Source organism: Halomonas sp. PA16-9 (assembly GCF_009728585.1).
Classification (GTDB): domain Bacteria; phylum Pseudomonadota; class Gammaproteobacteria; order Pseudomonadales; family Halomonadaceae; genus Vreelandella; species Vreelandella titanicae.
Window position 1 is genome coordinate 3,018,039 of the sequence record NZ_CP040451.1, and the last position, 26,619, is coordinate 3,044,657.

Sequence of the window (26,619 nt, forward strand, 5' to 3'; positions counted from 1 at the left end):
CGCTTTACCCCAAGGCAAGCCACAGGCCTACCCCAATCATCAGTGTTCCGGCGATGCGATTCAGGAGCCGGACATTGCCGCTTTTACCGAGCACATTGCGTAGCGTTTTGCCGCCGGTGGCATAGACCAGCATGCTGACAAACTCAATGGTCAAAATGACAGCTATCAGCAGGCTGAGCTGCCCCGGCAATGGGCGACTACTATCCAAAAAAGGCGGCAGCAGCACCATAAAAAATGCCCACCCTTTAGGGTTTGCCACCGCGGTAACAAACCCTTGCATGGCTAACTGCAGGGGGCTAGCGGGTGGGCCCGCATCAAGCTCGCTAGGAATCGCCATGCGCCCACGGGAACGCCACATCATAATACCCAAATAACCCAGGTAAGCGCCGCCCACCCACTTAAACAGCACAAACAGCTCTGGCTGACGCAGCATTAACGCCGCCACGCCTGCGCCAGCGGCCGCCGCCACCAAGCCCACGCCGAGCAACTCGCCAATCATCATCCACAGCGTGCGTTTGACGCCTTGGGTCATGCCCAGCACCATGGCGAGGGTCATGCACATACCTGGGGTTAGCGAGACAAACAGAAACGTTGGCACAAAAACCGACAGCGTGGCCCACGACATCATAGATCAGTCATCCTTCTCTCCGACTTCTCCCCAGCGAGGCACTAGTGAATGTTCGATTCCTAGCTGGTTGAGGATACGCGCGACAATAAAATCAATCAGATCATCAATGGTTTGTGGACAGTGATAAAATCCTGGGGCTGCCGGTAAGATGACCACTCCCAAGCGACTCAATGTCAGCATGTGCTCCAAGTGAATCGGCGAAAACGGGCTTTCTCGTGGCACCAGAACCAGCGTTCGGCGCTCTTTAATCGCCACGTCCGCCGCCCGCTCAATCAGGTTATTGCTAGCCCCCGTTGCGACGGCAGAAAGCGTGCCGGTAGAGCACGGGCACACCACCATGGCGGAGGGCGCGCCAGAGCCTGATGCCACCGGCGCCATCCAGTCTTCGCGGCCAAAGCAGCGGATCTGACCAGGCTGTGCCCCACTGCGCTCACTCAGCGCCTCGGCTAAACGCTGGGGCTGGGCGGGTAGCTCAATATCTGTTTCTGTGGCGATGACCATGTGGGCGGCTTTCGAAATCATGACCCACACTTCATGACCTGCGGCGACTAGTACATCGATCAAGCGCAAACCGTATTGAGCCCCGGATGCGCCGGTGAGTGCCACGGTAATCGGCTTTTTGAACGATGCGTCGGCTCTATCTGTCACGCATTCCCCTCCTTGGCTGTGGCTAATGCGGCGAGCAAGCGTTCATGCACCCCTTCAAAGCCACCGTTGGACATCACCACAATGCGATCCAACGGTGACGCTTGGGTGACCACTGCCGCCACCAGCGTATCAATATCGCTAAACAGCTGGGCATGCGCACCTTGCGTGGCAACCAGCTCGTCCATCGACCAGTCGAGCCCGGCGGGCTGAAACCAAAAAACGCCATCAGCGTCAGCCACGCTCTCGAGTAACCGCTCGCGCAGAGCACCTAAACGCATGGTATTGGAGCGCGGCTCGATGACCGCCAGCAGGCGTCCTTTCGTGGTGGCCGCACGTAGACCTTTGAGCGTCGCGGCAATCGCCGTGGGGTGGTGGGCGAAATCATCGATCACCTGAATGCCATTGATTTCGCCGCGCACCTCCTGGCGCCTTCTGGGTGTTTCAAAACGCGCCAGCGCCGCACAGCCACGGGCTAGATCAACCCCACACAAATGCGCCGCTGCCAGCGCTGCCAGCGCATTGCGTGCGTTATGCTCGCCGGTAAGCGCCCACTCAACGACTCCGTCTTCATCCAGGCCGGGCTCGCCACCGCTATAAATCACCTGGAAGCGACTGGCATCGGCGCGCTCTAGTTTAAGCTGCCATTCGCTCGCGGCCTGATCGCCAAAATGCGCTACCGGCGTCCAGGTGCCCTGGCTCAGCACACGTTCAAGGGCAGGCTGCTCATCAGCAACTAATAAGTGGCCACGACTAGGCACGGTGCGCACCAGGTGATGGAACTGGCGCTCGATGGCTGCCAAGTCGGGGAAGATATCGGCGTGGTCAAACTCAAGATTGTTGAGGATGGCGATATGCGGACGATAATGAACAAACTTGGAACGCTTATCGAAGAAAGCCGTGTCGTACTCATCAGCTTCCACCACGAACGGCGCCTGAGGATCACCCAAACGCGCCGATACGCCAAAATTACGTGGCACGCCACCGATTAAAAACCCCGGCGCTAAGCCGGCACTCTCTAAAAGCCAGGCTAATACGCTGGCGGTGGTGGTTTTACCATGGGTACCTGCCACGGCAATGACGCGTCGGCCGGGCAGCACGTGCTCCGCCAACCACTGCGCCCCCGAGGTATACGGCAGGCCGCTATTGAGTAACGCTTCAACCTCTTCATTGCCCCGTGACAAGGCATTGCCCACCACGACAAGATCCGGCGCTGGCGACAGATGCTCGGCGTGGTAGCCCTCCATTAAGGTGATGCCCGCATCAACCAACTGGGTGCTCATGGGTGGGTAAACATTCTGATCGGAGCCACTCACCTGGTGCCCCATTTCACGCGCCAGCAGTGCCAGGCTACCCATAAAGGTGCCGCAGATACCCATAATATGCAGATGCATGGCTCTCGCCCCGTTAATCGCCCATAAACTAATTTACTAAAAGCCAAAAAATGGCGTAAAAATAGCTGACTAGCCTAGCATGTTGACGCTATTTGCTCATCACCTCATCGCTATAAACGCTGGCAAAACGCCGCTCAAGTGACAAATCCTTCCAGTTGTTGCAGGATGCGGCCACTGTTTATGAATAGTGGCTATCACTTCCTTCCCACTCGTCACGCTGGTGTAAGCCGACACATCAGCAAAGGAGTCTTTCGATGCGCGTTTTAATTCGCTATTTTTTCCGTGGTCTTCGTCTGGTGCTTACCCCGGTCATGCTGGTCTCCGAGAAGCTCTCCACACCCAAGTCCGTAGAGCGTACGCCTGAAGAGCAAGCTAGCGTGGATCAAGCCTGCCAGAAGCTGGCGCTATACCAATTTCGCACCTGCCCTTTTTGCATCAAGGTGCGCAAAGAAATGGCACGCTTAGGCCTGAACATTGAACGACGCGATGCCCAGCTTGACCCTGCGCATAAACAGGCGCTGCAGGAAGGGGGCGGGAAAGTCAAAGTGCCCTGCTTGAGAATCACCCACGACGATGGGCGTGAAGAGTGGATGTACGAATCTGACACTATTAATGCCTGGCTGCACCAGCAGTTCGGTTAAGCGCTTTTGATGGACATGGATAGCCACTGAGGTCTTGTCACCAGGTCGGCAAACGTCGACCTGGGCATTAGAACTCTACTTTTTGCGCCTCTACATCGAACGCCACGTCGATCTCAATGCCCTCTTCCTGGCTTGGCGGTTCACCTAGCTCGACTTGCAGTCCCAGCGCCCCCTCAATTTTCCCAGCTACGCGAACCGTTTGGCTGGTACGGTCATAGTGAGTCAGTGTTACTACTACTTCCCCCCCTTCAGAGGTGAACAGCGGCGGGGCAATAGAAGCCCCAATGGAATAAATAACCACTGCATTGATCAACTGCCCTTCGTTCACGGTCAGGCTAATAGAGAGCGCTCCTCGCCGTCCCACTTCTCATCGTCAACAGAGCCAGCGATATCAATATTGATATCGTCGCCTAGCTCTACGAATGAGGCATTTGAGTCATTACCATGGCGTAAAATAAACCACTCCCGCAGCTCATCATCCAACGACCCTGCTATTTCAGGCGCCGCGCGCTCAGAGCCACCTTGATCAGGGGACTTTGCCCCACAGGCTCAGTGGCAAAACCAGTGATAGGTAGCCAAGACCCCATCAACGCTATCCCAATTTTTTTCCACATAAGATTTTCCGTCCTATTTATACGTCGCTTTTCGCTTACTACTTTAGTCTTAAATAGAGCCTTCAGCGTGCGCTATTAGCCTCATCATTCAGTAGACGAATGATGCCTGTCATTATTTCGATTGTATGACGCGATAGGCACTCTCTATGTTGTAAGCCTAGGTTGTGCGCTTGTGTTGTAAATAGGCTTAACAACTGACCGTGTCTGTTTTGCCGACGCTTTCCTGGCGGGAAGGGTGCTTCTAGCCAAGAAAACGGCGGTAAAACGAAAAATAAACAATGATTTAAGGGAACGATGATGACGCTCAAGAAAACCTTACTGGCTTCCGTTATGGTGCAGTGGTTGCGGGTACGACGTTACTACCGATGACCGCAAGTGCTGAAACGCTGCGTATTGGCTACTCCGCCGACCCTGAAACACTCGACCTCCATGAGCAGCTTTCTGGCGGCGTGCTGCGCTTTCTCATATGGCATTTGATCCGCTGTTCGCTGGACAAAAGATTTTGAGTTTGAGCCGCGCTTAGCCACCGAGTGGGAACAGGTCGACGAAACCACCATGCGCATGACCTTGCGTGAAGGCGTTACTTTCCACTCAGGTAACGAATTCACCGCCAAAGACGTGGTATGGACCATTGAGCGTCTAAAAGAGAGCCCTGACTATCGCGCTATTTTTGAGCCGGTTGCCAGCGCCGAAGCCGTTGACGACTACACCGTTGAGATCGTCACCACCGAACCTTACCCGCTGCTGCTCAACCTGGCTACCTACATCTTCCCGATGGATAGCGAGTTCTATAGCGGTGAAACCGACGACGGCAACGACAAAGCTGAAATTGTTAAAGCAGGCAACTCATTTGCCTCGCGCAATGTTTCCGGTACTGGCCCGTTCATGGTGACTGACCGCCGTCAGGGTGTGCGGGTAGATTTTGAGCGCTTTGAAGACTACTGGGACACCGAAAGCGAAGGCAACGTCTCTAATATCGTGCTGACGCCCATCGCTGAGAACGCCTCACGGGTTGCCGCCCTGCTCTCTGGCGGTGTCGACTTTATTGATGCCGTGCCTCCCAACGATTTGGATCGCGTACGCGAGGCCGACGGCGTTAATCTGGTTGAGGTTGACGGTACGCGTATCATTGGCTTCCAAATGAACGAAGACCGCGTTGAAGCCTTTCAGGATGCCCGCGTTCGCCAAGCGGTTGATCTGGCTATTAACCAGGAAGCCATTGCCGACCGCTTAATGCGCGGCTTCGCGACGCCCGCCGGACAGATATCACCCAAAGGTTACTCCGGTCACAACCCAGACTTAACGCCACGCTACGATATTGAACGCGCCAAAGAGCTAATGGCTGAAGCAGGCTACGCAGACGGCTTCAGCGTTGAAATGATTGCCCCCAACAACCGCTACGTAAACGATGCCCAGATTGCCCAGGCGGTATCGAACATGTTGGCACAAATCAATATTGACGTTGACCTGCGTACCATGCCCCTGGCGCAGTACTGGCCTGAGTACGATACCCGCCAATCGGATATGGCGATGATCGGCTGGCACGCGGATACCGAAGATACCGCTAACTTCTTCCAGTATCTAACCTTCTGCTTCGATGAAGAGACCGGTGCTGGCCAGTACAACTACGGTGGCTACTGCAACGAAGAGATCGACGCACTCATCACTGAAGCCGACAGCGAAACGATCTGGAAAAACGCAACGAAATGCTGCGTGAAGCCGAAGCCATGCTTTATGAAGACGTCGGTTATATCACGCTGCACTGGCAGAACCTCGCCTACGCTGCCGCTGACGGTATCGATATTGAGCCGGTGGTCAATGCTCTTGATCAACCCTACCTGGGTGACTTGGTCATTAATCGCAGCGACGATTAAGCGCTCACAGCGCTGATTGATTAAATGCCTAGAAAAGAGTCACTACAGCGTTAACAGCCAACAAGTAAACCGCAAGGATGCTTCGCTCCCTAAGCGTTTAGGGGGCGAAGCCTTTTAGCTGGCAGTTCGCGTCTGTGAGAACTCTGCATAACATGCCCTACTCCCTTTGATGAACCCCTCATATAGGTGGCGTACGCCATGATTGCCTTTTTAATCAAGCGGCTGATGCACGCGATTTTGGTGATGTTTGTCATCAGCGTGCTGGCCTTCGCCATTCAGGATAACCTGGGTGACCCCATACAGCAGATGGTTGGCCAGTCAGTGCGGAGAGCGAGCGTGAAGAGATTCGCGAGCGCTTTGGCCTCAATGACCCCTTCCTGGTGCAGTACGCTCGTTTTGCTAAAAACGCCGTTCAAGGCGATTTCGGCTACTCGTACTTTTATCGCGAACCGGCGTTAGAAGTAATTGCTCGCCACTTACCAGCCACCCTGGAGCTGGTATTTGCCGCGACGCTGATTATTGTGCTGCTTTCGGTACCCATTGGGGTATATAGCGCCATCAAACCGCGCTCACCGATTTCACGCCTGTTTATGGGTATATCGATTATCGGTATCTCGATTCCAGTGTTCTTGACCGCGATCGTACTGATTCAAATCTTCGCCATCGGCGTCACTGTCACACTGTTCCCCGAAAGTACCGTCTGGGGCGCATGGCTGAATGACTTCTTCTCCACCGAAGGCAATATGCCCTCCTTCGGCCGTGGTTATGATCTCGTTAACGTGGTGGGCAACTGGGACACCAACCTGGCAACTTGGAACGGTTTACAGCATCTAGTGCTGCCGGCGGTCTCACTGGCCTCCATTATGCTACCGCTGTTTATCCGTCTGATTCGCGCCGAAATGATGGAAGTCCTGCAGTCGGAGTACGTCAAGTATGCCCGCGCTAAAGGCATCTCTATGCGCCGGGTCTATTTCGTTCACGCCCTTAAAAACACCATGCTACCGGTGATTACCGTGGGCGGCGTACAGATCGGCACCATGGTGGCCTACACCATTTTGACTGAGACCGTTTTCCAATGGCCCGGCATGGGTTTGATGTTTTTGGATGCGATCAACCGCGCCGATATACCGCTGATTGTGACCTACCTGATGATCGTCGGCGTGATCTTTGTCGTCACTAACACCATCGTGGATCTCATCTACGGCATGGTGAACCCCACCGTTAAACTGACTGGGAAGCCCGCATGAGCACCACCAACAATTCCTCCCCAGCGAGCGCCTCACCCAGCCGCTGGGAACGCCTGCGCGACTCCTATATATGGTACAGCTTCAAGCGTGACCGCACCGCCCAGCTCTGCCTGGCTGTGTTTATCTGCATGGTTATCGCCGCCTTTGCCTCACCGCTGCTGGCGCCCACGAACCCTTACGACCTATCCAGATAGACATTATGTCATCTGAACTGCCGCCCTTCTGGATTGACGGTGCCGATGAGCGTTACGCGCTAGGTACCGATGCCCAGGGGCGCGACTTATGGTCGATTGTGCTATATGGCACCCGCGTATCGCTGCTGATTGGTTTCGGTGCGGTTATTTTGCAGGCGCTGCTAGGGGTCACCTTCGGCCTAATGGCGGGCTACCTGGGCGGCCGTGTCGATACGATTTTGATGCGCCTGGCAGACATTCAGCTGTCATTCTCGACACTTATGGTCGCTATCGTGGTGGGCGCTTTGGTCAAAGCGACCATGGGTAGCGCCTTCTATAGCCAGTACGCGGTGATGATGCTGATTCTGATTATCGGCCTGGCCGAATGGCCTCAGTATGCCCGTACCGTGCGCGCCTCAGTGCTGGCAGAGAAAAACAAAGAGTACGTTGATGCCCCCGCGTGATGGGCCTACGCAGCAAACGGATTATGTTCCGCCACGTGCTGCCCAACACCATGTCACGATATTCGTTATCTCTACCGTGCAGATTGCCAACGCGATTATCTCTGAAGCGGCGCTTTCGTTTCTGGGACTGGGATGCCAGAGACCACCCCTCGCTTGGCTCACTGATCAAATCGGGCTTTGACTACATTCAGTCCGGCTCCTGGTGGATCACCTTGATCCCGGGTGCAGTTCTGGTGGTACTGGTGCTGTCGATCAATCTACTCGGCGATTGGCTGCGTGATGTCATGAACCCACGACTCTACAAAGGCTGAGGACACATGGCACTACTTGAAGTCAACAACCTCGATGTACGCTTTGCGCTGCGCCAGGGTGAAGTGCACGCCCTGCGCGATATCTGTTTCAGCCTTGAGCGCGGTGAGCGCCTGGGTATTGTCGGTGAGTCCGGCGCAGGCAAATCGGTTGCCGCGTTTTCGCTGCTCAACTTGATCGCCAAACGGGCTTTATCGCCGGCGGTACGGTGACGTTTGACGGTCAGGTGCTTAACCGCATGTCTGAGCGTGGCCTGCGTAAAGTACGCGGCAACCGCGTTTCGATGATCTTCCAAGACCCAATGATGACGCTTAATCCGGTGCTCTCCATTGGCGAGCAGATGGTCGAGTGCTTAAAAGCCACCGGCGCATCTCTTCCAAAGAAGCCCGTGCGATCGCCCTGGACAAACTCCAACAGGTGCAAATCCCTTCGCCGGAAACGCGCCTGGATCAGTACCCTCACGAGCTTTCAGGCGGTATGCGTCAGCGGATTATTATTGCCATTGCGCTGCTCCTCGACCGGACATTATCATTGCCGACGAGCCCACCACGGCACTTGATGTGACCATTCAAGCCGAGATCATGGCGCTGCTGCTTGATCTCTGCGAGCAGCACAATGTGGGGCTTATTCTGATCACCCACGACCTGGGCGTGGTCAGCCAGGTCACCCAGCGCATGCTGGTCATGTACGCTGGCCGAGTCATTGAGCAAGGGCCAACACGGGAGATTATCAACGACCCGCAGCACCCTTACACCCAGGGGTTAATCAACGCCCTGCCTCAGATGGCAACGCCGGGTGAAAAGCTCAATCAGATTCGCGGCAGCATGCCGTCACTCTCTAACCTGCCCAGCGGCTGCGCGTTTCATCCGCGCTGCGATTTTATCAATCGTGCCGATGGCCAGCCCGCCCCGCCTGCACCCAGCAGGTGCCTGAATTTGTCGAATCCGGCAATTGCCGTGTGGCGTGTCATATGGTCGCTGAAATGCTCGAAGATCGCCGTTTGAAGAGGAAACCTCATGAGTGCGCACGCTGAGGCTATAACGGACAGCCATAATCCTACTCCACGTCAGAACGAACAGAGCGCTGATTCGCTACTCCAGATTCGCGATCTAAAAAAGCGCTTCTCGCTCTCTGGGGATTTTCTCGATCAGCTGCGCTTTAAGGGCGGTAAGCTGGTCGCCACCAAGAGCACGTTCACGCCATTAATGGTGTGAATCTGGATATCAAACGGTGAAGCGCTGTGCGTGGTCGGTGAGTCGGGCTGCGGTAAGTCCACCGTGGCGCGAACTGTCATGGGGCTGCTGACCCCAACAGAGGGTGAGATTCGCTACGACGGCAACCGCATCGATAACTTAAGCTCGCGCCAACTGCTGCCGTATCGCAAGCGGATGCAGATGATCTTCCAGAACCCTTATGCGTCGCTCAACCCGCGCATGACTATTCAGCAAACCCTGGAAGAACCGCTACGCCTGCACCACCCTGATTGGAAGCGGCCGCAAATTCTCGACAAGGTAGAGGAAGTGATGCGCTCAGTGGGCATCGACCCGGACTGGGGCAAACGCTTTGGCCACGAGTTCTCCGGCGGCCAGCGGCAGCGTATTGCCATTGCCCGCGCCCTGGCCGTTGACCCTGAGTTCATCGTTGCCGACGAGCCTATCTCCGCACTGGACGTCTCGATTCAAGCCCAGGTGCTCAACCTGCTGATGGAAGCCCAGCAAGAGCGCAATCTGACCTACCTGTTCATTACTCACGACCTAGCCGTCGTGGAGCACTTTGGCACCCGCGTGGCGGTGATGTACTTAGGCACGGTGTGTGAAGTTGCCACCACCGCGACACTGTTCGATAAGCCGCGCCACCCCTATACCCAGGCGCTGCTCTCGGCCATTCCACGCTTGAAGGATGACCGGCCCCAGCATATTCGTCTCACCGGCGAAGTGCCGACCCCGGTTAACCTGCCTAGCGGCTGCGTGTTTCATGGCCGCTGCCCCCATGCCAATGCGCGCTGTAAGCAAGAGATCCCCTTGCTGCAAACACAGGATGACGGAACCCGAGTGGCGTGCCACGCTGTTGAGGAGGGACGCCTATGAAGCGGGCGTCGTATTCGATACAGCGACCCCAGGCGCTGAGAGGTAGAGCATGGAAATTCGCTGGCTAGAAGATTTTATCGCCCTGGCCAGAACGCGGCACTTCTCACGCGCAGCAGATGATCAAAACGTTACGCAACCCACCTTCTCCCGGCGGATTAAACTGCTTGAGGAGGAGATGGGCGTAACGCTGATTAATCGTCAAACGCTGCCGCTCTCACTCACCCCGGCCGGGGAGGAGTTTTTGACCCTGTGCGAACAGGTGACCGACCGGGTGCGGCTGACCCGTGACCGGGTGCGCGAAATTAACGCTGGCCAGCAGCGGCGCATTATGGTCGCAGCACCGCAGAGCCTATTGCCGCATTTTTTACCGGAATGGTTGGCGTCTACAGGGTGGCAAGATCGCGTACAGCCGTATTTGCGGGCGACCGGCTGGGTGGCCAATGACTACTTTCAAGCCTTAGCGCGTGCCGAGTGCGACCTGGCTATCTGTTACTGGCCAATTGGGCGCTGCGACCTGGAGATCGACACCAGCGCCTGCAATTATCGTGTGATTGGGCATGAACGGCTGATTCCAGTGACTGGGTTAAACCCAGAGGGAGAACCTCACGCACTGCTGCCTGGCTCGCGCCATCAACCGCTGCCTTGGCTTGCCTACCCCAAGCGTGGGTTGTTGGGGTCTGCGGTTAAAGCACACCTAGCCAGGCTCCCCCAAACCACCTATTTAACTGCACAGAGTGAAAATCTCTACGCGGCCGGTATTAAAGAGCTGGTGCTACTTGGCTACGGCATGAGTTGGCTGCCTGAACGCAACGTCGCGGCAGAGCTTGCTCAAGGCACGCTGGTAAGAGCGGGCGATAGTCGCTGGGATGTGCCCATGGAGCTACGGCTATACCGTCATCAAAATCATCGCCACGCTGAGCTGGATAGCCTATGGAGCGAACTTGCGCCACCCCGTGTATGACCCCCATTTGAGAAACCTTACTTAAGAGAGGGCACAGCTTTGTATGTCAACCACCCTATTTAACCTGCAACGTGAGCATATAGCGCACCTACAGCGTGCTTATTCGGATATTTTGACCGACCACGGGCTCGATAGCCTGGCAATTTACAGTGGCCATGCCAGCACCATTTTGCAGATGACCACGCTCCTCCTTTTCAGGCTTACGGGCATTTCATGCACTGGGTGGGTTTAGCCGATGTGCAGCATAGCTGGCTGATTATTCAGCCGGGAGAGCGCCCCCAGCTCTACTTGTATGCGCCCGCCGACTTTTGGCACTTGCCCACTCAGCTACCCGATGAGCCCTGGGTAGAGGCGTTTGATATCCACTTATGCAGCGAGAAAATCTCCCCACCGCTTTTGGGAAATGCCGCCGTTATTGGCGATATCGAGCGCCTTCCCATCAGCACCCAGCAGGCGCTAAAAGCTGAACATCACCCTGAACGCATAGTGCATGCCCTTGATGAATTACGGCTGTTTAAGACGCCCTATGAGATCGCCTGTATCCGTGAAGCCAACCGTTTAGCGATAGCGGGCCATCAGGCATCCCAGGCCGCCTTTATCGGCGCCGCCGGTGAGCTGGATATTCAGCTGGCGTACTTAGCAGCGAGTCGCCAGCGCGAGTCAAACGTTCCCTACCAAAATATTATTGGTTTAAATGAGCATGCTGGCGTACTGCATTATCAACACTACGACCTTAATGCACCTAAACAGCGCTATAGCTTGCTAGTGGATGCGGGTCGCCGCTTTCGGGGTTACTGCGCCGATATTACCCGCACATACGCTGGCCCCGATGCCCCCGTCGCGTTTGGCGAACTGGTCACCGCCATGCATGGGCTGAAAGATGAGTTAGTCAAAGGCGTAGCCCCAGGCATTAACTTTTTAGCACTGCACGAGCAGATGCATCACCACCTGGGTGAAATATTGGTGGCTAATGATCTGTTTAAAGGCACCGCAGAACAAGCGGTTGCCGAGGGCGTTACGCGGGTATTCTGCCCTCATGGACTGGGCCACTCGCTGGGCCTTCAAGTGCATGATGTGGCCGGGTTACGCCACCCGGATGGCACTCCCGCCCCTGCGCCAGAGCAGCACCCAGCGCTACGGCTGACGCGCACGCTGCGCCCTGGCATGGTCGTTACCATTGAACCTGGGCTCTATTTTATCACCATGCTGCTCGACCCGCTGCGCAACACCTCACTGCCCATTAACTGGCCGTTGGTCGACCAACTCTCATCCTGTGGCGGTATTCGTATCGAAGATAACGTAGCAGTGACAGAGAGCGGCTTTGATAACTTAACACCATAAGCCCTCTGTAACGTCGTGCTAATCGACACTCTACAACGCACTACGCCCGGCTCAAGGCCGGGCGTAGTGATATTTCAGAAGACTTAACAAAGCTAAAACCTAGGCAAAGCTAAAATCCAGTAAAGCTAATGTCTAGTAAAACTTAGAAGCGGTAAGTAACACCACCGCCAATGGTGACGGGTTCGATGTCAACTTCACCACCGACGTTGATGTCTGCGTTCACGTCAGCGTAGCTTGCGTAACCATTGAGCATAATATTATCAGTCACAGCCAGATCAACCCCTACTTGGCCGATCGCGCCGTAGCTTTCATCAACATTCACACCACTCGGCTCACCAGAGAAGCGTGTGTAGTTAAGGCCAGCACCAACGTAAGGCTGTACACGTGAATCCAGGCCACCCATCGGGTAGTAATTCACGAGTAGATTAACAGGTAGACGATCAACACTACCCACATCGCCTAAGGCAGAGGTGTTCAGATCGTGCTCGAACTTCTCAGAGCTGTTGAGTTCAACGCCAACCTTATCAGTAAACAGGTAACCAGCACCAAAAGTGAAGCCGCGAGCGCTCTGCACGTTCAGTGAATCACCATTCAGATTGCCATTACCTGACCCCGTATCCGTTTGGGCAACACCACCACGAACGAATACATCGCCAGCGTTATAAGCGAGAGCCGCTTGGCTTGCCAGTGCGAAACCGGCAGTGATTACAGCAGCAGAAATCAGTTTCATATTACTCATAAGGGTCATCCTCTATGCAGCGCGCAGTTCCTTGCGCTTGGGGATTGCGGTACTTGCTATCCAACTTACCTGTACAGGGTATAGTATACGAACACTGTTTCCAAATTGCTTGTAAAATATTGTTATAAGAAACTGCACCCTGATAGTTTTTCCTATGCGTAAAGTTCTGGCATAAAACTCAGGCATAAAATCCGGGCACAAAAAAAGTCCCCCGAAGGGGACCAGGTGGAGCACGCCAGCTCACTCGGTTTGTTGCTACCAGCCGGTAGCAACGTGGATGAAGAAGGAAAAGAAGCCAGATAGTTAATTACGCCTCTCTATTCACTCATCCTTTGCCATATACACTGCGATCTGCGTGCCAATTTTTTAAATATCATTAAAAATCATATGGTTAATAAAAACCTCTTCACTGACATCAACCTCCGACGCACTGCAGCAAACAAAATGCACCAGCATTGCGCACTTTGAGGCCTTTTTGCATCACAAAGCATCATATGCGTTTGTTTACGCTTCGGAATCCTCAGATTAGTGGTTGGGTGTCACGATGATTTTCACTTGGGCTTTGTCGTTTAGAAGCGCCTCAAAGCCCTCCTCCACGATATCCGCCAGTGGAATGCGCTGGGTCACCATGTCCTCGGCGCGGAAGTAGCCCCGCTGCATCAGTGCCATTACCGCTGGGTAAACATGGCGATAGGCAATAATGCCCTTCATGGTGCGCTCTTTGATGACTAGGTCGTTAGGCTGGAAGCTGGCCTCTCCTTCCCAGATACTCACCACCACCACTTCGCCCCCTTCGTGGGTGCTGTGCAACGCCTGATTCAGCACGTCAGGAATGCCGGTGACTTCAAACGCCACGTCTACCCCGCCACCACTCAAGGCTTGTAGCTTCGTAACCGCATCCTCCTGCTGTGGGTCAACCACAATGGCCCCTAACGCTTCGGCTTTGGCTTTCCGTGAAGGCGCGACCTCAACGGCATATATTTGAGCAGCGCCTGCGGCTTTTAGCGCTTCAATGGTCATCAAGCCAATTGGCCCCGCGCCAAAAACTACCGCGCTATCCCCGGCTTTCAGGCAGCTTTGGCGCACCGCATGCAGCGCTACCGCCGCGGGCTCTACCAGTGCACCCTGCTCGAAGCTGAGGTCATCCGGCAGCTTGTGCACCATATGTTCCCCCATCACGGTGAACTCGGAAAAGCCGCCGCCACCGCCCGAAAGGCCGTGAAAGCCCAGCAAGGGCGTGAGGTTGTAGCGCTCCATCTGATAAGCGCCATCCTTGTTGGGGGAAAGGATCGGCTCAATCGCCACGCGGTCGCCTACCTTCACCCGCGTGACTTTCTCGCCGACCTCTACCACTTCCCCAGCGAACTCATGGCCCATAATGATCGGCGCCTGTTCGCCGCTAATGGGGTGCGGCTTGCCCACCGGAATAAAAATCGGCCCGGCAGCATACTCGTGTAAGTCACTGCCGCAAATACCACAGGCAGCCACTTTCACTTTCACTTCATGGGGGTCGCTCATAGAGGGAACCGAAACTTGCTCAACGCGTAAATCTTTTGCTGCGTACCAAACCGCTGCCTGCATGCTTGACTGACTCATGGGTTACCCTTCCTGTTAAGACGTATGATGAACCGGCTGCAGCCCATAGACAGGCGTTTCCAGCCCCTCCATGCGTGCCTTTAACTGCAGCGCTAAATAGTGTGAGTAGTGCCGCGACTGGTGCAGGTTGCCGCCGTGGAACCACAGCGCCTCTTGCTGGGTGGGTTTCCACATATTACGCAGTTCGCCCTCCCAAGGGCCGGGGTCTTTGGTGGTGTCAGAGCCCAGGCCCCAGCACTTGCCGACTTTATCCGCCACTTCCTGAGAGATAAGCCGCGCCGCCCAGCCATTCATGGAGCCATAGCCGGTGGCGTAGACGATCAAATCTGCCTCTAGCTCACTGCCATCGGTAAGTGTGATGGAGTGGGGGTTAATGCGCTCAATGCCCACACCGCTTCGCAACTTGATATCACCGTTAGCCACCAAGTCGCAGGCGCCTACGTCGATGTAATAACCTGAGCCCCGGCGTAGATACTTCAAAAACAGCCCCGAGTCATCGTCACCGAAATCGAGCAGAAAGCCCGCGTCTTCCAGCTTCTGATAAAACTCGGCGTCGCGCTGTTTGATTGCCTCAAACGCCGGGCGCTGAAAGTCCGGAAGCACCTTGTAGGGGATCGAGGCAAAAATCAGATCAGCCTTGTCGTGGGTTAAGCCATTGGCCACCGCCTCTTCGGAGTAGAGCGGCCCCAGCACTTCCTCCATCAAAGAGTCCGACTTCACAATATGGGTGGATGAACGCTGCAGCATGGTCACATCGGCGTCGTGCTCCCAGAGTGCCGCGGCAATATCGTGAGCAGAGTTATTCGAACCCACAATCACACACTTTTTACCCGCATAAGCATCCGGCCCTGGGTGCTGGCTAGAGTGCTGCTGTTCGCCTGCGAAGCTCTCTGCGCCCGGAAATGTCGGCACATTGGGCATGCCCGACATCCCGGTGGCCATTACCAGCTGTTTCGGGCGTAGCGTGATCTCTTCGCCGTTGCGCTTAACGTTAACCACCCACTCGCCTGCGGCGTCGTCATAACGTGCATTCTGACACTCAGTGGAACTCCAATAATTGAGCTCCATCACTTTTGTGTACATCTCCAGCCAATCGCCCACCTTGTCTTTGGGGGCAAACACCGGCCAGTTTTCAGGGAAAGGAATATAGGGAAGGTGGTCGTACCAGACTGGATCATGCAGGCAGAGCGACTTATAGCGCTTGCGCCAGGAGTCCCCGGCTCGCTCGTTGCGCTCGATAATAATGGTCGGCACGCCCATCTGCTTCAGCCGGGCCCCAAGGCCAATCCCACCTTGGCCTCCACCGATGATCACGCAGTAAGGTTGTTGGGTATAGCCAAGCTCTGCCTCTTCGCGCTCCCGTGACTCTAACCAGGTTTCACGCTGTTTATTGGCCCCGTGCTCAGCTCCTTTGGGCGGTTGTGGTTACGCGGTTCGGGGTAGTCATGAAGCGACTGCATAGTGGTTAGTAGCGTCCAGCATTTGCCGTCTTTTAGACGCAAGTAGCCTTTGCCGCTGGCGACCGCTGTTTCAAAGGTAAACCACGCCTCACTGGTATCGCCGTTCTGGGTAGCTTCGCCTTCTAGCTGCCAGTTCGAAGGACGCACGTTCTCCAGGGTCGCATTGAGCATGGCCTGAATAGCATCTTTTCCCTCACAGGTTTTTAAATTCCAGGTAAAGGTTACAAAGTCGCGCCAGTAGCATTCCTCATTAAATAGCGACAAAACACGCTGAATATCCTGGGCTTGCAGCGCTTTATCAAAATCACTTAGCCACCCTTGGACAATAGCCGTGGCGGTTTGCTGGGTTTGTGCCGGTATCTCGGACATAGTGAGTACTCCATCGTTTGTTATTGTTGAATTGCTGGTGAGACACCCAACTCTAAGCACCCGCCGTGCCAATCATTTCAGATAAACCACAAGCATATGAAAAATATAAATAAATTTAAAAAACAGTTGTCGATTAGGCGTTGCCCAAGGCGTACACCTGTCACATCTAGTTGTAAACAACGTTACAGGTGTAACGCACGACTAACGGCGTAATAGCGCTGCGTTGACACCCACGCCAGAGCGCATAGGCTGGAAGGACAATAACAAGCCCCACGGTGAACCACGCCATGCCCACTCAATCGTCCCTGCCTGCACGGCTGCAATCCGTCCAGCGCCAGCATATCGAGCATATTTTCCAGCTCGGCGAAGGCTTGGAAATGCCCCAGCTACCCGCCCAGCCGACTATTCGACGCTCCTGGCTGCGCTGCCTAAACGAGTACCAACTCGATCCCACCCAGCCACGCCCAGCCCGGGTGGTGCCTCAACAAATCCTGATCGAGCACCGGGAATCCGTGGATGAACTACTGCACGTGGCAAGAGCCGGGTTGACCAGCTTTATCAGCAAATTGCTCAACTAGGCTACGTGCTACTGCTCACCGACCACCGTGGGATAACCGTTGAGTTTCGTGGCGATCCCAACCAAGACCAGCAACTGCGCAAAGCAGGCCTATACCTCGGTGCCGACTGGGACGAACGCTTTGCGGGTACCTGTGCCGTAGGCACCTGCCTGCATGACCGCCAAGCGATTATTTGCCACCGCCAGGAGCACTTCGACGCCTCGCATATTTCGCTTACCTGCACTGCCGCGCCCATCGCCGACCCGCAAGGCAACGTCATGGCCGTACTGGACATCTCCGCGCTGCAATCGCCTACCCAGCATGAGAGTCAAAATTTTAGTCTCTCTCTGGTAACGCTCTACGCGCGCATGATCGAGGACGCCTATTTTCTTCAGCGCTACCGTGACTGCCTGATGGTGCGGCTGGATACCTCACGAGAGTTTGTGCATGTAAACGGGCGCGGACTCATCGCCATTGAAGAGAACGGGCAAGTGATTGCTGCCAACGCAGTGGGTCGTGATCTGATAAGTGAACACCAGCGCCGTTGGCCACCCTGGTCAGCCCATCACACCCCAATGCTGGGGGAGCTATTCGAGTGCGAGATCGCCGATGTACTCAGCATTAATAGCGCCACCGACGATCAACTGCGTGCTTTTCGCGCCAGGGTCGATAACACGATCTACTTTATTAGCCTGCTGGAGCCACGCCGCCCGCGCCCTGCTCAGCAAGCACAACCTCTCGCCTCCAGCCTGCCGGAACCACTAGTACGCCTCGGCGCCGACGACCCCGCCATGCGCAAAGTGCAGAAACTGGCTGAACGGTTGCGCAACGAAGCCAGCGTCAATGTGCTGATTAGCGGAGAAACCGGCACCGGCAAAGAGGTCGTTGCCCGTGCTCTGCATGACAGCGGCAACCGATCTAAAGGCCCCTTTATCGCAGTAAACTGTGCCGCCATTCCCGAAGCGCTGATCGAAAGCGAGCTGTTTGGTTACGAGCCCGGCGCCTTTACCGGCGGGCGCGCCAAAGGCATGCGCGGGCTGATTCCCCAAGCCCACGGCGGCACACTGTTTTTAGATGAAATCGGCGATATGCCGCTGGCCCTGCAAACCCGCCTACTGCGCGTACTGGCCGAGCGAGAAGTGATGCCTCTTGGGGCCAATAAGCCTGAAAAGGTTGATATTCGGGTGATTACCGCCACTCATCGCAATATCGATTCGATGATCCAGCAGGGTGAGTTCCGCGAAGACCTCTATTACCGCCTTAACGGGGCTCAACTGCGCCTGCCCGCGCTACGCGACCGCGCCGATAAGCTCTACGTTATCCGCCGCGTATTTGATGACATCATCCAGGAGCGAGCCTCCAGCCAATCACCGCGCCTGCGGGCCGATGCCATTAGCGCCCTACTAGCTTACGCCTGGCCCGGTAATATCCGTCAGCTAAAGAATGCGCTGGCCTTTGCACTGGCCACCTCAGAAAACGAAGAAATCACCGTTCATGACTTACCTGAGCAGTGCCTAAGCCAACGCATCACTCGGCAAGCAACTCCCCTGCCTGCAGACGCTGGTAGCGACAGCGATCACACATTGCTGGAAATGCTCAAGGAGCAGCACTGGAACATTAGCGCCGTGGCTCGCGCTCTCGGGGTTTCAAGGCCCACGATATACCGGCAAATGCAGCGCCAGGGCATCGTGCCGCCGAATTGGCAGGGGTGATAAAAAGCTACTTCAAAGCTTTTGATTGGGAAATAACTGCAACATATCTTGAGAACACGGTGCGAGGGCAGGTTGAAGCGAGGGTCTTTCGCCATGGATGGCGAAAGTAGCGCCCACGGATGGGTTAACAGCGCCCTCGCGGAAACCTGCACTCGGCACAGTGTTGTGCAGAATGCCAGCTACCACTACCTCTTGGCCTTGAGGGTGACCCTCACGTACACTTGTTTGAATCCGTTTATCCTTTTATAAACCCGCTTTCGACAAGCCGAGGCCCTCCCATGGCGTTTGACTCCACTTCTTCCTATATCGCAACCGATGCGCTTAAGCAGGCGGTGAATGCTGCCGTGGTGCTCGAGCGGCCGCTGTTAATCAAAGGCGAGCCGGGTACCGGCAAAACCCTATTGGCCGAAGAGTTGGCTGAATCTCTCGATACCCAGTTAATTACCTGGCATATCAAATCCAGCACCAAGGCGGCCCAGGGTCTGTACGAGTACGATGCGGTCAGCCGCCTGCGCGATTCACAGCTGGGTGTAGAAGGGGTCGAGAACGTCGCCAACTACATCAAGCCCGGCAAGCTGTGGGAAGCCTTTACCGCCAACGAGCGCGTAGTGTTATTGATCGACGAGATCGACAAGGCCGATATCGAATTCCCCAACGACCTGCTTCAAGAGCTGGATCGTATGGAGTTTCACGTTTACGAAACCGGCGAAACCATACGCGCCGAACAGCGCCCGATTATCATCATCACCTCAAACAACGAAAAAGAGCTGCCAGATGCGTTCCTGCGCCGCTGCTTTTTCCACTACATTGAGTTCCCCGACCGCGAGACCATGCAGGCGATTGTCGATGTGCACTTCCCGGATATCGCCCCCAAGCTGGTCAGCGAGGCCTTAGAGGTATTTTTCGAGCTACGTAAAGCGCCAGGCCTCAAGAAAAAGCCTTCCACATCTGAACTAGTCGACTGGCTCAAGCTACTGATGGCTGACAATATTGCTCAAGAGGCGCTCTACAACCGCGATCCGTCCAAACTTCCACCCATGGCCGGCGCCTTGGTCAAAAACGAGCAGGACACCCAACTGCTGGAACGCCTGGCGTTTATGATCCGTCGCCAAAAAGGCACAGGCCGCTAAGCCATGTTTATTGGCCTATTCGAAACACTAAAGCGTGCGGGCGTTCCGGTATCGCTACGTGAGCTGCTGGATCTTCACGCCGTGGTGGAACGCGGTGTGGTGTTCGCCGATATGGAAGCCTTCTATCAGGTGGCCCGCACGGTGATGGTCAAAGACGAACGCCACTTTGACCGCTTTGATCGTGCCTTTGCCGCCTGGTTTAAAGGCCTGGAGGACATGGACGCCGCCATTGAAGCGCTGATCCCCGATGACTGGCTACGCCGGGAATTTGAGAAGCAGCTAACGGATGAAGAGAAAGCCAAGATCGAATCCCTGGGCGGCCTCGAAGAACTCATTGAGACGTTCAAAAAACGCCTGGAGGAGCAAAAAGAGCGCCACGCGGGCGGCAATAAATGGATCGGCACCGGCGGCACCAGCCCCTTTGGCGCCTACGGCTACAACCCGGAAGGCATTCGCATTGGTCAGGATGGCTCCCGCCACCGCCGCGCCACCAAGGTCTGGGACGAGCGACGCTTCCGCGATTACGATGATTCTCTGGAATTAGGCACGCGCAATATCAAAATGGCGCTGCGTCGCCTGCGCAAGTTTGCCCGCCAAGGGGCGCTAGATGAGTTTGACGTGGATAGCACTATTCGCGAAACTGCCAAGGACGCCGGGCTACTCAACGTTCAGATGCGCCCGGAGCGCCATAACGCCGTTAAAGTGCTGCTATTTTTGGATGTGGGCGGCTCGATGGATGATCATATTCGCGTCTGCGAAGAACTGTTCTCTGCCGCCCGTTCAGAGTTCAAGCATCTTGAGCACTACTACTTTCATAACTGCCTTTACGAAGGGGTTTGGCGAAACAATATGCGTCGGGGTAACGAGCGGATCCCGACCATGGATGTTTTGCACACCTACGGTGCGGATTACCAGGTCGTGATTGTCGGTGACGCGGCCATGTCGCCCTATGAGGTCACCCACCCCGGCGGTAGCGTAGAGCACTTTAACGACGAAGCGGGCGGCGTGTGGCTGAAGCGTTTATGCGAAACGTTTCCCCGCCTGGCGTGGCTTAACCCGATGCCACCCCGGGCATGGGAGTACACTACTCTACTCAACTAATCCGCGAGATCATTGATGACCGCATGTACCCCATGACCATGGAGGGTTTGGAAACCGCCATGCGCGAGCTAGCAAAGAAGTAGTCTGATTATCTGGCCATGCGCGTCAGCACGTCGTGGTGAGTCAGCTTGCGATGCAAAATGGCCATCACGATGTGCCCTACGATCAACGCTAACAATGTCCAGCCTAGCTCACCGTGGAGCAAACCGCCCAGATCTGTCATCCAGGTGATTTCCTCGCCTTCAAAACCTGACATCAGCGTAAAGCCAAACACCTCAAGCGAGCGGCCCGAACCGTACTGGCGAATAAGCGCAATCGTCGGAATCACCATCATCAAGCCGTAGAGGGCAAGATGGCCCAACTTTGCCATAACGCTCACCGATGGCGGGCGGCGCGATGCATTGGCCAACGCCCATATCGCTCTCAGTACGACTAAGGTCAGTAGCAATACACCCACTGGGTAATGGGTTCCCCAGAAGAACTCTTCAAAGGGTGTGTCCGGAAAAAGCCAGTGCGCCGTGGCACTCGTAAACTGCCAAGCAAACAGTAGCGCCATCCCCCAATGCAACAAGCGGCTAATCGCACCGTAACGTTGACTGTTATCCATTATCGGTAATGCCATGCAGCTTCTCCCTTCTTTTAATAAGCTAGTCGTGATGCTTATTTTATAGGGGCAACACGTAAATAACATGGCAACAACGTGCAACTTAGTTGCACAAACTGGAACGCAGCGTTTCCTAAGGGCTATTAAAGCGACTGCGGGAAATCGTTTAAGCCCTTCAAAAATGCCTGTTTGGCCGTTTCAAACGCCTTAGGGTCATGTTTAAAGCGACGCAGGATAAGCGCTTCATCCAACACTAGGGTAGGCGCTAATTCGCGAATACTCTTGGCAGGGTGGCGAGCGCCCAAGCCAATACGCTTTCCATCCACCCCGCCGAACCAGCGCTTAATGCCACTTTTTTGATAGAACGCTTCTCGTTCGGCGTTATCCACTTCGACACGTAGCGGCGCTTTCAGAGTAAGTTCGCTGATTAACCGCTGCTGGGCATCTGCCTGGTCAAGCGCGCAGGCGTGAGTCACCGTCATGCCCTCGCCCTCCTCGTCCAGCACTAGTAGTGCCAGCGCTTGAGGTTTACCCTGTCTATCAACAGCAGCAAACAGCCGCGCTGCTTCTTGCGGAAAAAACACACTGCAGGTGCCGGTGAACACGACCAGCGGCGTAAGACCCGCCTCTTGTCCGTAAACCTCAGCGCATAATCGCGCCAGACAGGCGTTGCGCTGGGCCTCTGCGTTAACGTGTACGACCTTCATTTGAATCATCCTCACCGACTAAAAACCCGCAAGCCTAGAGCAAACATCACCGTTTTGACAGCGCGACGTGCCTCACCACGACGTCCATTCATTTTTACTGATACTGAACACTACTGTTAACAATCTGTCGAAAAGAACTGTAAGTGTGAACATCACCTAGAAGGAGCTAGTATGCCCACCTTTATGAATGACCCTACCATGCCCACACCAAGCTTCCCCGGTAGCCACATGGTAGTCGATGATCACTATGTGTTTATTTCAGGACTGACCGTTGGCGATCTCTCTAACGGCCACGCAGTCAAAGGCGACGTTAAAGAAGAGACTCGCCTTGTGATGCGCGCACTATCGCGCATGCTTGAAATGGAAGGCGGCAGCTTAGCGGATATAGTGCGGGTGGATATCCACCTCACGGATCTACACGCTATCCAAGACATGGACACTGTTTACGCGGAGTACTTTGAACCTGGCCGCTACCCTGCCCGCACCTGCACCGAATCCCCTAACCTCTACGGCGGAAGCAGTATTGAAATCACTGTGATGGCGAAGCGCCCGCATCAATCAGCGCAATAACCGCCTCAATGTCGATATGGGCTTCCAGCATATCGGCTAAACGGTCAAGCTCACGTTCTCGGTGAGCTTGATAATCGCTCTGCTCTCCATTAACGAGTCCCAACTGCTTCAGTAGGGCTTGGCAGGCCTCCGGTGGTCAAATAACCCGTGCAGGTAAGTACCGATTATTTGGCCATCCTCACTGACGGCGCCTTCTGGTCGGCCTTCTATGTCAAATAATGGCGCGTTAAGCGCCTGCCCTTCACTTACGCCGTTATGAATTTCATATCCGGTGACGGTTACCCCTTCAGCAACGGTCACGCCGCGAACATTGCGTAGCTTTTTGCCTGCCACCATTCGGGTGGTCAGCGGCAACAAGCCCAAGCCCGCCACTTTTACTGGCTTACCCTCCAGGCCATCAGGGTCATCCACCCATTCGCCCAGCATTTGAAAGCCACCGCAAATACCTAACACCTTGCCGCCGTAGCGCAGGTGGCGCTGAATGGCATTATCCCAGCCCTGTTGCTTTAACCACGCCAGTCGCTTGCGGTACTTTTACTGCCGGGCAGCATAATCACATCGGCGGCAGGAATCGGCTGGTCGGCCCGGATAAACGACAACGAGACCTGGGGATGTAACCGCAGGGGGTCAAAGTCAGTGTGATTACTGATGCGCGGTAGCGCGGGAACGATCACCTTAAGCGTCTGGCTGGCTTTTTCGCCTTGGGTTAAGCCAATGCTGTCTTCTGCATCGAGTACCAGCCCCTGCAGATAAGGCAATGTTCCAAACACGGGTTTTCCAGTGCGCTCCTCCAACCATTCGAGCCCAGGATTGAGCAGTGCAATATCACCCCGAAAGCGGTTGATAATAAAACCCTTGGTGCGCGCCTGTTCGCTCTCGCTCAACAGCGCCAGCGTACCTACCAGTTGGGCAAATACCCCACCGCGGTCAATATCGCCCACCAGTATCACTGAACAGTCAGCCGCTTCGGCAAAGCCCATATTGGCGATATCGCCTTTACGCAAATTGATTTCAGCCGGGCTGCCCGCGCCTTCGGCAATAATCACATCAAAGCGGCTTTCTAACGCATGCCACGCGGCCATTACACTCTCTTTGGCGGTGCGTTTAAAAGCGTGGTAATCCAGGGCATCCATATGACCATGTACCTTGCCGCGCAAAATCACCTGGGCGCCACGATCGGTTTCCGGCTTTAACAGTACCGGGTTCATACACTGTGGGGCGCTAAATAGCAGGCTTGCGCCTGTAACGCCGTGGAACGGCCAATCTCGCCGCCGTCCTCAGTCACGGCGCTATTCAATGCCATATTCTGGGGTTTAAATGGCGCCACCGATACTCCACGCCTTGCCAGCGCGCGGCAAAGGGCAGCCACCACAGTGCTTTTACCCGCATCCGAGGTGGTGCCTTGAATCATCAGTGTAGCCATAAAGAAGTCTCGTCCAGGTGAACAAGAGCGAGACTTTAGCGGGAGGGGCTAAGCGGTGCAATGTGTTCAATCTCCGCTTAAGCACGCTGCTGCCCTTAATAATCAAAATACTTTTTATTGCCATCAATTCGTCATACGCCATCTTTAGGCTGATACCTAATAAATGAGATCGATCTCATTCATTGCATTAATGACAGGTATTCACATGGCAGATTTACTCAGTGTAGCCAAACTCGCAGGAGTCTCTCGGGCAACCGCGGCGCGGGCTTTTTCAAGCCCCGACTTGGTACGACCCGCTACCCGAGAACGCGTTTTTAACGCTGCACAGCAGCTGGCGTTTAGGCCGAATAAAGTCGCACAGCAGCTGCGCTCGCAAGCCACCCAGATGATTGGCGTGATGGTGCCCAGCCTTGATAACCCGGTGTTTGCCGAGCAGCTACAAGCCATGGAAGTGGCTGCCCGTGCGTCTGGTTACTCACTGATCGTGACCACCAGCGAATACTCGCCCAGCCGCGAGGGTGACATTGTTGAGGAGATGCTGCGCCAGCGCGTGGACGGCTTAGTGCTTACCGTGGCTGAAGCGGATAGCAGCGCCGTGCTGGAGAAGCTGCGTTTGGAAAAGACGCCCTGCTTACTGGTCTACAACCCACCCGGTAATAGTGGTTTCCCCTCAATCGGCGTCGATAACCGTGCCGCCAGCGCTGATGCCACCCGCCACTTAATCACCCTGGGTCATGAGCGAATTGGCATGGTTGCTGGCCCGTTGCTCCAGTCAGACCGAGCCCAACAGCGCTTTGAGGGTTACTGCCTCGCTATGCGCAAGGCCGGCCTGATCGCCCGCCCACTGGTTGAGATGGCGCGCCATACCCAAGCTGACCTGGCAAGCCTAACACCAGCACTGCAAGGGCCAGACTCTCTAAGTGCGGTGATTTGTACCAATGACCTGCTCGCCATCAGCCTGATGGGCGAACTGCAACGCGCAGGCTTTAGCGTGCCTGGCGACCTTTCCGTGATGGGCTTTGATGGTATTGCCTTAGGCAAGCATCTATATCCATCGCTCTGCACCATTGAGCAGCCTCGCGCCGAGATCGGGCGCGCGGCGGTTCACACCTTGCTAACCATGATTCGGGGAGAAGAATGCACACCTGCTCCCCTGCCCCACGCACTGCGTAAGGGCGAAAGTGTCGGAATCCCGACATCCCGTAAGTCCACGTTAAGCACTTCCTAGAGGAACACGGTATGAGTCTTAAACGCATGAACCTTAAGCGTCTTTATCAAGCGTTGTTGGCCACGGCTGTTATCAGTGCGTCAGGGGTCGCCACTGCCCAGTCAGGCGACAACGCTATCTGCTACAACTGCCCGCCTGAGTGGGCGGACTGGGGCACTCAGTTGCGTTTGATCGAACAGGAGACCGGCATTCGCGTGCCGCAGGACAATAAAAATTCCGGCCAGTCATTAGCTCAGTTAGTTGCCGAAGCCAGTAGCCCGGTGGCCGATGTCGTTTACTACGGGGTGACCTTCGGCATTCAAGCCATGGAAGAGGACGTAGTGACGCCCTACCAGCCCGAACACTGGGATGAGATTCCTGAAGGTCTAAAAGACCCCGAAGGCAACTGGTTTGCCATTCACTCTGGCACCCTCGGTTTTATGGTCAACGTTGATGCCTTGGATGGCGCGCCGGTGCCCACTTCCTGGGAAGATCTGCTCAAGCCCGAGTATCGCGGCATGGTGGGTTACCTTGACCCGGCCAGCGCCTTTGTTGGCTACGTCGGTGCTGTGGCGGTCAACCTAGCCATGGGTGGCGATCTTAATGACTTCACTCCGGCGATCGACTACTTCAATCAGCTCGCCGACAACGACCCGATTGTGCCCAAGCAAACCAGCTACGCTCGAGTACTTTCTGGTGAGATCCCGATTCTTCTCGATTACGACTTCAACGCTTACCGCGCACGCCATAGCGATGGTGCCAACGTAGAGTTTGTGATTCCCGAGGAGGGCAGCGTGGTAGTGCCCTATGTTATGAGCCTGGTAAAAGATGGCCCTAACCCCGAAAACGGTCAGCAAGTGCTTGATTTCGTGCTCTCTGACCAAGGCCAAGCGGTATGGGCAGATGCTTATCTACGTCCCGTGCGTGCCAGCGCCATTTCCCCTGAAGCACGCGAAGTCTTTCTGCCCGATAGCGAGTATGCCCGCGCCGAAGCACTTGACTACCCCGCTATGGCGGCTGCTCAACGTAGCTTCTCTGAGCGGTATCTGTCGGAGGTTCGTTAATC

Annotated in this window: 15 protein-coding genes and 10 pseudogenes; 14 read left to right on the forward strand and 11 right to left on the reverse strand. The window is 55.3% G+C overall.

Going from position 1 to position 26,619, the window contains the following annotated elements; all coding sequences use genetic code 11:
* Nucleotides 1-4: 4 nt before the first annotated feature.
* From FDY98_RS14025 to mpl, 3 genes are read right to left on the reverse strand one after another with little or no spacing between them, the layout of a single operon-like run.
* Complete coding sequence (locus FDY98_RS14025) at nucleotides 5-628, reverse strand: LysE family translocator (RefSeq protein WP_027957547.1); 624 nt, start codon at nucleotides 626-628, stop codon at nucleotides 5-7.
* Nucleotides 629-631: 3 nt separating this feature from the next.
* The gene (locus tag FDY98_RS14030; protein ID WP_027957548.1) at nucleotides 632-1,276 is read right to left on the reverse strand and encodes a flavin prenyltransferase UbiX; all 645 of its coding nucleotides are present in this window, start codon (nucleotides 1,274-1,276) and stop codon (nucleotides 632-634) included.
* Nucleotides 1,273-2,667, reverse strand: a complete 1,395-nt coding sequence (gene mpl / locus FDY98_RS14035; RefSeq protein ID WP_027957549.1) for a UDP-N-acetylmuramate:L-alanyl-gamma-D-glutamyl-meso-diaminopimelate ligase — start codon at nucleotides 2,665-2,667, stop codon at nucleotides 1,273-1,275. The genes FDY98_RS14030 and mpl overlap by 4 nt, the downstream gene beginning before the upstream one ends.
* Before the next feature lie 254 nt (nucleotides 2,668-2,921).
* Between mpl and FDY98_RS14040 the strand changes: the two genes are divergently transcribed.
* Nucleotides 2,922-3,308: a glutaredoxin family protein gene (locus FDY98_RS14040; RefSeq protein ID WP_027957550.1), complete on the forward strand. Its 387-nt coding sequence runs from the start codon at nucleotides 2,922-2,924 to the stop codon at nucleotides 3,306-3,308.
* Between the two features lie 67 nt (nucleotides 3,309-3,375).
* Here FDY98_RS14040 and FDY98_RS28140 read toward each other — a convergent pair whose 3' ends face one another.
* On the reverse strand, nucleotides 3,376-3,672 hold the full coding sequence (locus FDY98_RS28140; RefSeq protein WP_340146557.1) for a hypothetical protein: 297 nt from the start codon (nucleotides 3,670-3,672) through the stop codon (nucleotides 3,376-3,378).
* Nucleotides 3,639-3,791, reverse strand: a complete 153-nt coding sequence (locus tag FDY98_RS28145; protein WP_340146558.1) for a hypothetical protein — start codon at nucleotides 3,789-3,791, stop codon at nucleotides 3,639-3,641. Before FDY98_RS28145 ends, FDY98_RS28140 begins: the two co-directional genes overlap by 34 nt.
* 428 nt (nucleotides 3,792-4,219) lie before the next feature.
* On the opposite strand from FDY98_RS28145, the pseudogene FDY98_RS14050 reads away from it, so the two are divergent.
* From FDY98_RS14050 to pepQ, 7 genes and pseudogenes are all read left to right on the forward strand, one after another.
* A pseudogene (locus FDY98_RS14050) lies at nucleotides 4,220-5,796 on the forward strand (ABC transporter substrate-binding protein).
* Nucleotides 5,797-5,994: 198 nt separating this feature from the next.
* Nucleotides 5,995-7,043: pseudogene (locus tag FDY98_RS14055) on the forward strand (ABC transporter permease).
* Nucleotides 7,040-7,991, forward strand: a pseudogene (locus FDY98_RS14060) (ABC transporter permease). Before FDY98_RS14055 ends, FDY98_RS14060 begins: the two co-directional pseudogenes overlap by 4 nt.
* A 6-nt stretch (nucleotides 7,992-7,997) precedes the next feature.
* Nucleotides 7,998-9,022 (forward strand): annotated as a pseudogene (locus tag FDY98_RS14065) (ABC transporter ATP-binding protein).
* A pseudogene (locus FDY98_RS14070) lies at nucleotides 9,006-10,076 on the forward strand (ABC transporter ATP-binding protein). The pseudogenes FDY98_RS14065 and FDY98_RS14070 overlap by 17 nt, the downstream one beginning before the upstream one ends.
* 49 nt (nucleotides 10,077-10,125) lie before the next feature.
* Nucleotides 10,126-11,037, forward strand: a complete 912-nt coding sequence (locus FDY98_RS14075; protein ID WP_009287010.1) for a LysR family transcriptional regulator — start codon at nucleotides 10,126-10,128, stop codon at nucleotides 11,035-11,037.
* A 43-nt stretch (nucleotides 11,038-11,080) separates the two neighbouring features.
* Nucleotides 11,081-12,378, forward strand: a pseudogene (pepQ, locus tag FDY98_RS14080) (Xaa-Pro dipeptidase).
* A 142-nt stretch (nucleotides 12,379-12,520) separates the two neighbouring features.
* Here the strand turns inward: pepQ and FDY98_RS14085 are convergent.
* From FDY98_RS14085 to FDY98_RS14095, 3 genes and pseudogenes are all read right to left on the reverse strand, one after another.
* On the reverse strand, nucleotides 12,521-13,117 hold the full coding sequence (locus FDY98_RS14085) for an OmpW/AlkL family protein (RefSeq protein ID WP_027957556.1): 597 nt from the start codon (nucleotides 13,115-13,117) through the stop codon (nucleotides 12,521-12,523).
* Nucleotides 13,118-13,642: 525 nt separating this feature from the next.
* Complete coding sequence (locus FDY98_RS14090; RefSeq protein WP_009287013.1) at nucleotides 13,643-14,713, reverse strand: 2,3-butanediol dehydrogenase; 1,071 nt, start codon at nucleotides 14,711-14,713, stop codon at nucleotides 13,643-13,645.
* A gap of 15 nt (nucleotides 14,714-14,728) precedes the next feature.
* Nucleotides 14,729-16,542 (reverse strand): annotated as a pseudogene (locus tag FDY98_RS14095) (NAD(P)-binding domain-containing protein).
* Between the two features lie 287 nt (nucleotides 16,543-16,829).
* Here FDY98_RS14095 and FDY98_RS14100 point away from each other — a divergent pair.
* The 3 genes and pseudogenes from FDY98_RS14100 to FDY98_RS14110 all read left to right on the forward strand — a co-directional run bounded on the left by FDY98_RS14100 (nucleotide 16,830) and on the right by FDY98_RS14110 (nucleotide 21,125).
* Nucleotides 16,830-18,811, forward strand: a pseudogene (locus FDY98_RS14100) (sigma-54-dependent Fis family transcriptional regulator).
* Between the two features lie 278 nt (nucleotides 18,812-19,089).
* Nucleotides 19,090-19,941, forward strand: coding sequence for an AAA family ATPase (locus tag FDY98_RS14105; RefSeq protein ID WP_155705926.1), 852 nt, complete (start codon nucleotides 19,090-19,092; stop codon nucleotides 19,939-19,941).
* A 3-nt stretch (nucleotides 19,942-19,944) separates the two neighbouring features.
* Nucleotides 19,945-21,125, forward strand: a pseudogene (locus tag FDY98_RS14110) (vWA domain-containing protein).
* A 5-nt stretch (nucleotides 21,126-21,130) separates the two neighbouring features.
* On the opposite strand, the gene FDY98_RS14115 reads toward FDY98_RS14110, so the two are convergent.
* Together FDY98_RS14115 and FDY98_RS14120 are read right to left on the reverse strand one after the other, a co-directional pair.
* Entirely contained in the window at nucleotides 21,131-21,664 is a 534-nt protein-coding gene (locus FDY98_RS14115; RefSeq protein ID WP_027957561.1) for a cytochrome b, read from the reverse strand.
* Nucleotides 21,665-21,789: 125 nt separating this feature from the next.
* Complete coding sequence (locus FDY98_RS14120) at nucleotides 21,790-22,353, reverse strand: hypothetical protein (RefSeq protein WP_027957562.1); 564 nt, start codon at nucleotides 22,351-22,353, stop codon at nucleotides 21,790-21,792.
* Nucleotides 22,354-22,524: 171 nt separating this feature from the next.
* Between FDY98_RS14120 and FDY98_RS14125 the strand changes: the two genes are divergently transcribed.
* Complete coding sequence (locus FDY98_RS14125) at nucleotides 22,525-22,923, forward strand: RidA family protein (RefSeq protein ID WP_022523133.1); 399 nt, start codon at nucleotides 22,525-22,527, stop codon at nucleotides 22,921-22,923.
* Here the strand turns inward: FDY98_RS14125 and FDY98_RS14130 are convergent.
* Nucleotides 22,883-24,346 (reverse strand): annotated as a pseudogene (locus FDY98_RS14130) (cobyric acid synthase). The gene FDY98_RS14125 and the pseudogene FDY98_RS14130 sit on opposite strands and share 41 nt — an antisense overlap.
* A 205-nt stretch (nucleotides 24,347-24,551) precedes the next feature.
* Between FDY98_RS14130 and FDY98_RS14135 the strand changes: the two are divergent.
* Together FDY98_RS14135 and FDY98_RS14140 are read left to right on the forward strand one after the other, a co-directional pair.
* Nucleotides 24,552-25,574 (forward strand): LacI family DNA-binding transcriptional regulator, encoded by a 1,023-nt coding sequence (locus FDY98_RS14135; protein WP_027965457.1) that lies wholly within the window; start codon nucleotides 24,552-24,554, stop codon nucleotides 25,572-25,574.
* Between the two features lie 11 nt (nucleotides 25,575-25,585).
* Nucleotides 25,586-26,617 (forward strand): ABC transporter substrate-binding protein, encoded by a 1,032-nt coding sequence (locus FDY98_RS14140; RefSeq protein ID WP_027957564.1) that lies wholly within the window; start codon nucleotides 25,586-25,588, stop codon nucleotides 26,615-26,617.
* Nucleotides 26,618-26,619: the final 2 nt, after the last annotated feature.

What these genes read in the sequence shown, in the direction of transcription:
- FDY98_RS14085 (WP_027957556.1), bottom strand. Translation starts at nt 13,117, where the DNA reads ATGAGTAATATGAAACTGATTTCTGCTGCTGTAATCACTGCCGGTTTC.
- FDY98_RS14115 (WP_027957561.1), bottom strand. Translation starts at nt 21,664, where the DNA reads ATGGCATTACCGATAATGGATAACAGTCAACGTTACGGTGCGATTAGC.
- FDY98_RS14135 (WP_027965457.1), top strand. Translation starts at nt 24,552, where the DNA reads ATGGCAGATTTACTCAGTGTAGCCAAACTCGCAGGAGTCTCTCGGGCA.
- FDY98_RS14105 (WP_155705926.1), top strand. Translation starts at nt 19,090, where the DNA reads ATGGCGTTTGACTCCACTTCTTCCTATATCGCAACCGATGCGCTTAAG.
- FDY98_RS14075 (WP_009287010.1), top strand. Translation starts at nt 10,126, where the DNA reads ATGGAAATTCGCTGGCTAGAAGATTTTATCGCCCTGGCCAGAACGCGG.
- FDY98_RS14120 (WP_027957562.1), bottom strand. Translation starts at nt 22,353, where the DNA reads ATGAAGGTCGTACACGTTAACGCAGAGGCCCAGCGCAACGCCTGTCTG.
- FDY98_RS14025 (WP_027957547.1), bottom strand. Translation starts at nt 628, where the DNA reads ATGATGTCGTGGGCCACGCTGTCGGTTTTTGTGCCAACGTTTCTGTTT.
- FDY98_RS14125 (WP_022523133.1), top strand. Translation starts at nt 22,525, where the DNA reads ATGCCCACCTTTATGAATGACCCTACCATGCCCACACCAAGCTTCCCC.
- FDY98_RS14040 (WP_027957550.1), top strand. Translation starts at nt 2,922, where the DNA reads ATGCGCGTTTTAATTCGCTATTTTTTCCGTGGTCTTCGTCTGGTGCTT.
- mpl (WP_027957549.1), bottom strand. Translation starts at nt 2,667, where the DNA reads ATGCATCTGCATATTATGGGTATCTGCGGCACCTTTATGGGTAGCCTG.
- FDY98_RS14090 (WP_009287013.1), bottom strand. Translation starts at nt 14,713, where the DNA reads ATGAGTCAGTCAAGCATGCAGGCAGCGGTTTGGTACGCAGCAAAAGAT.
- FDY98_RS14140 (WP_027957564.1), top strand. Translation starts at nt 25,586, where the DNA reads ATGAGTCTTAAACGCATGAACCTTAAGCGTCTTTATCAAGCGTTGTTG.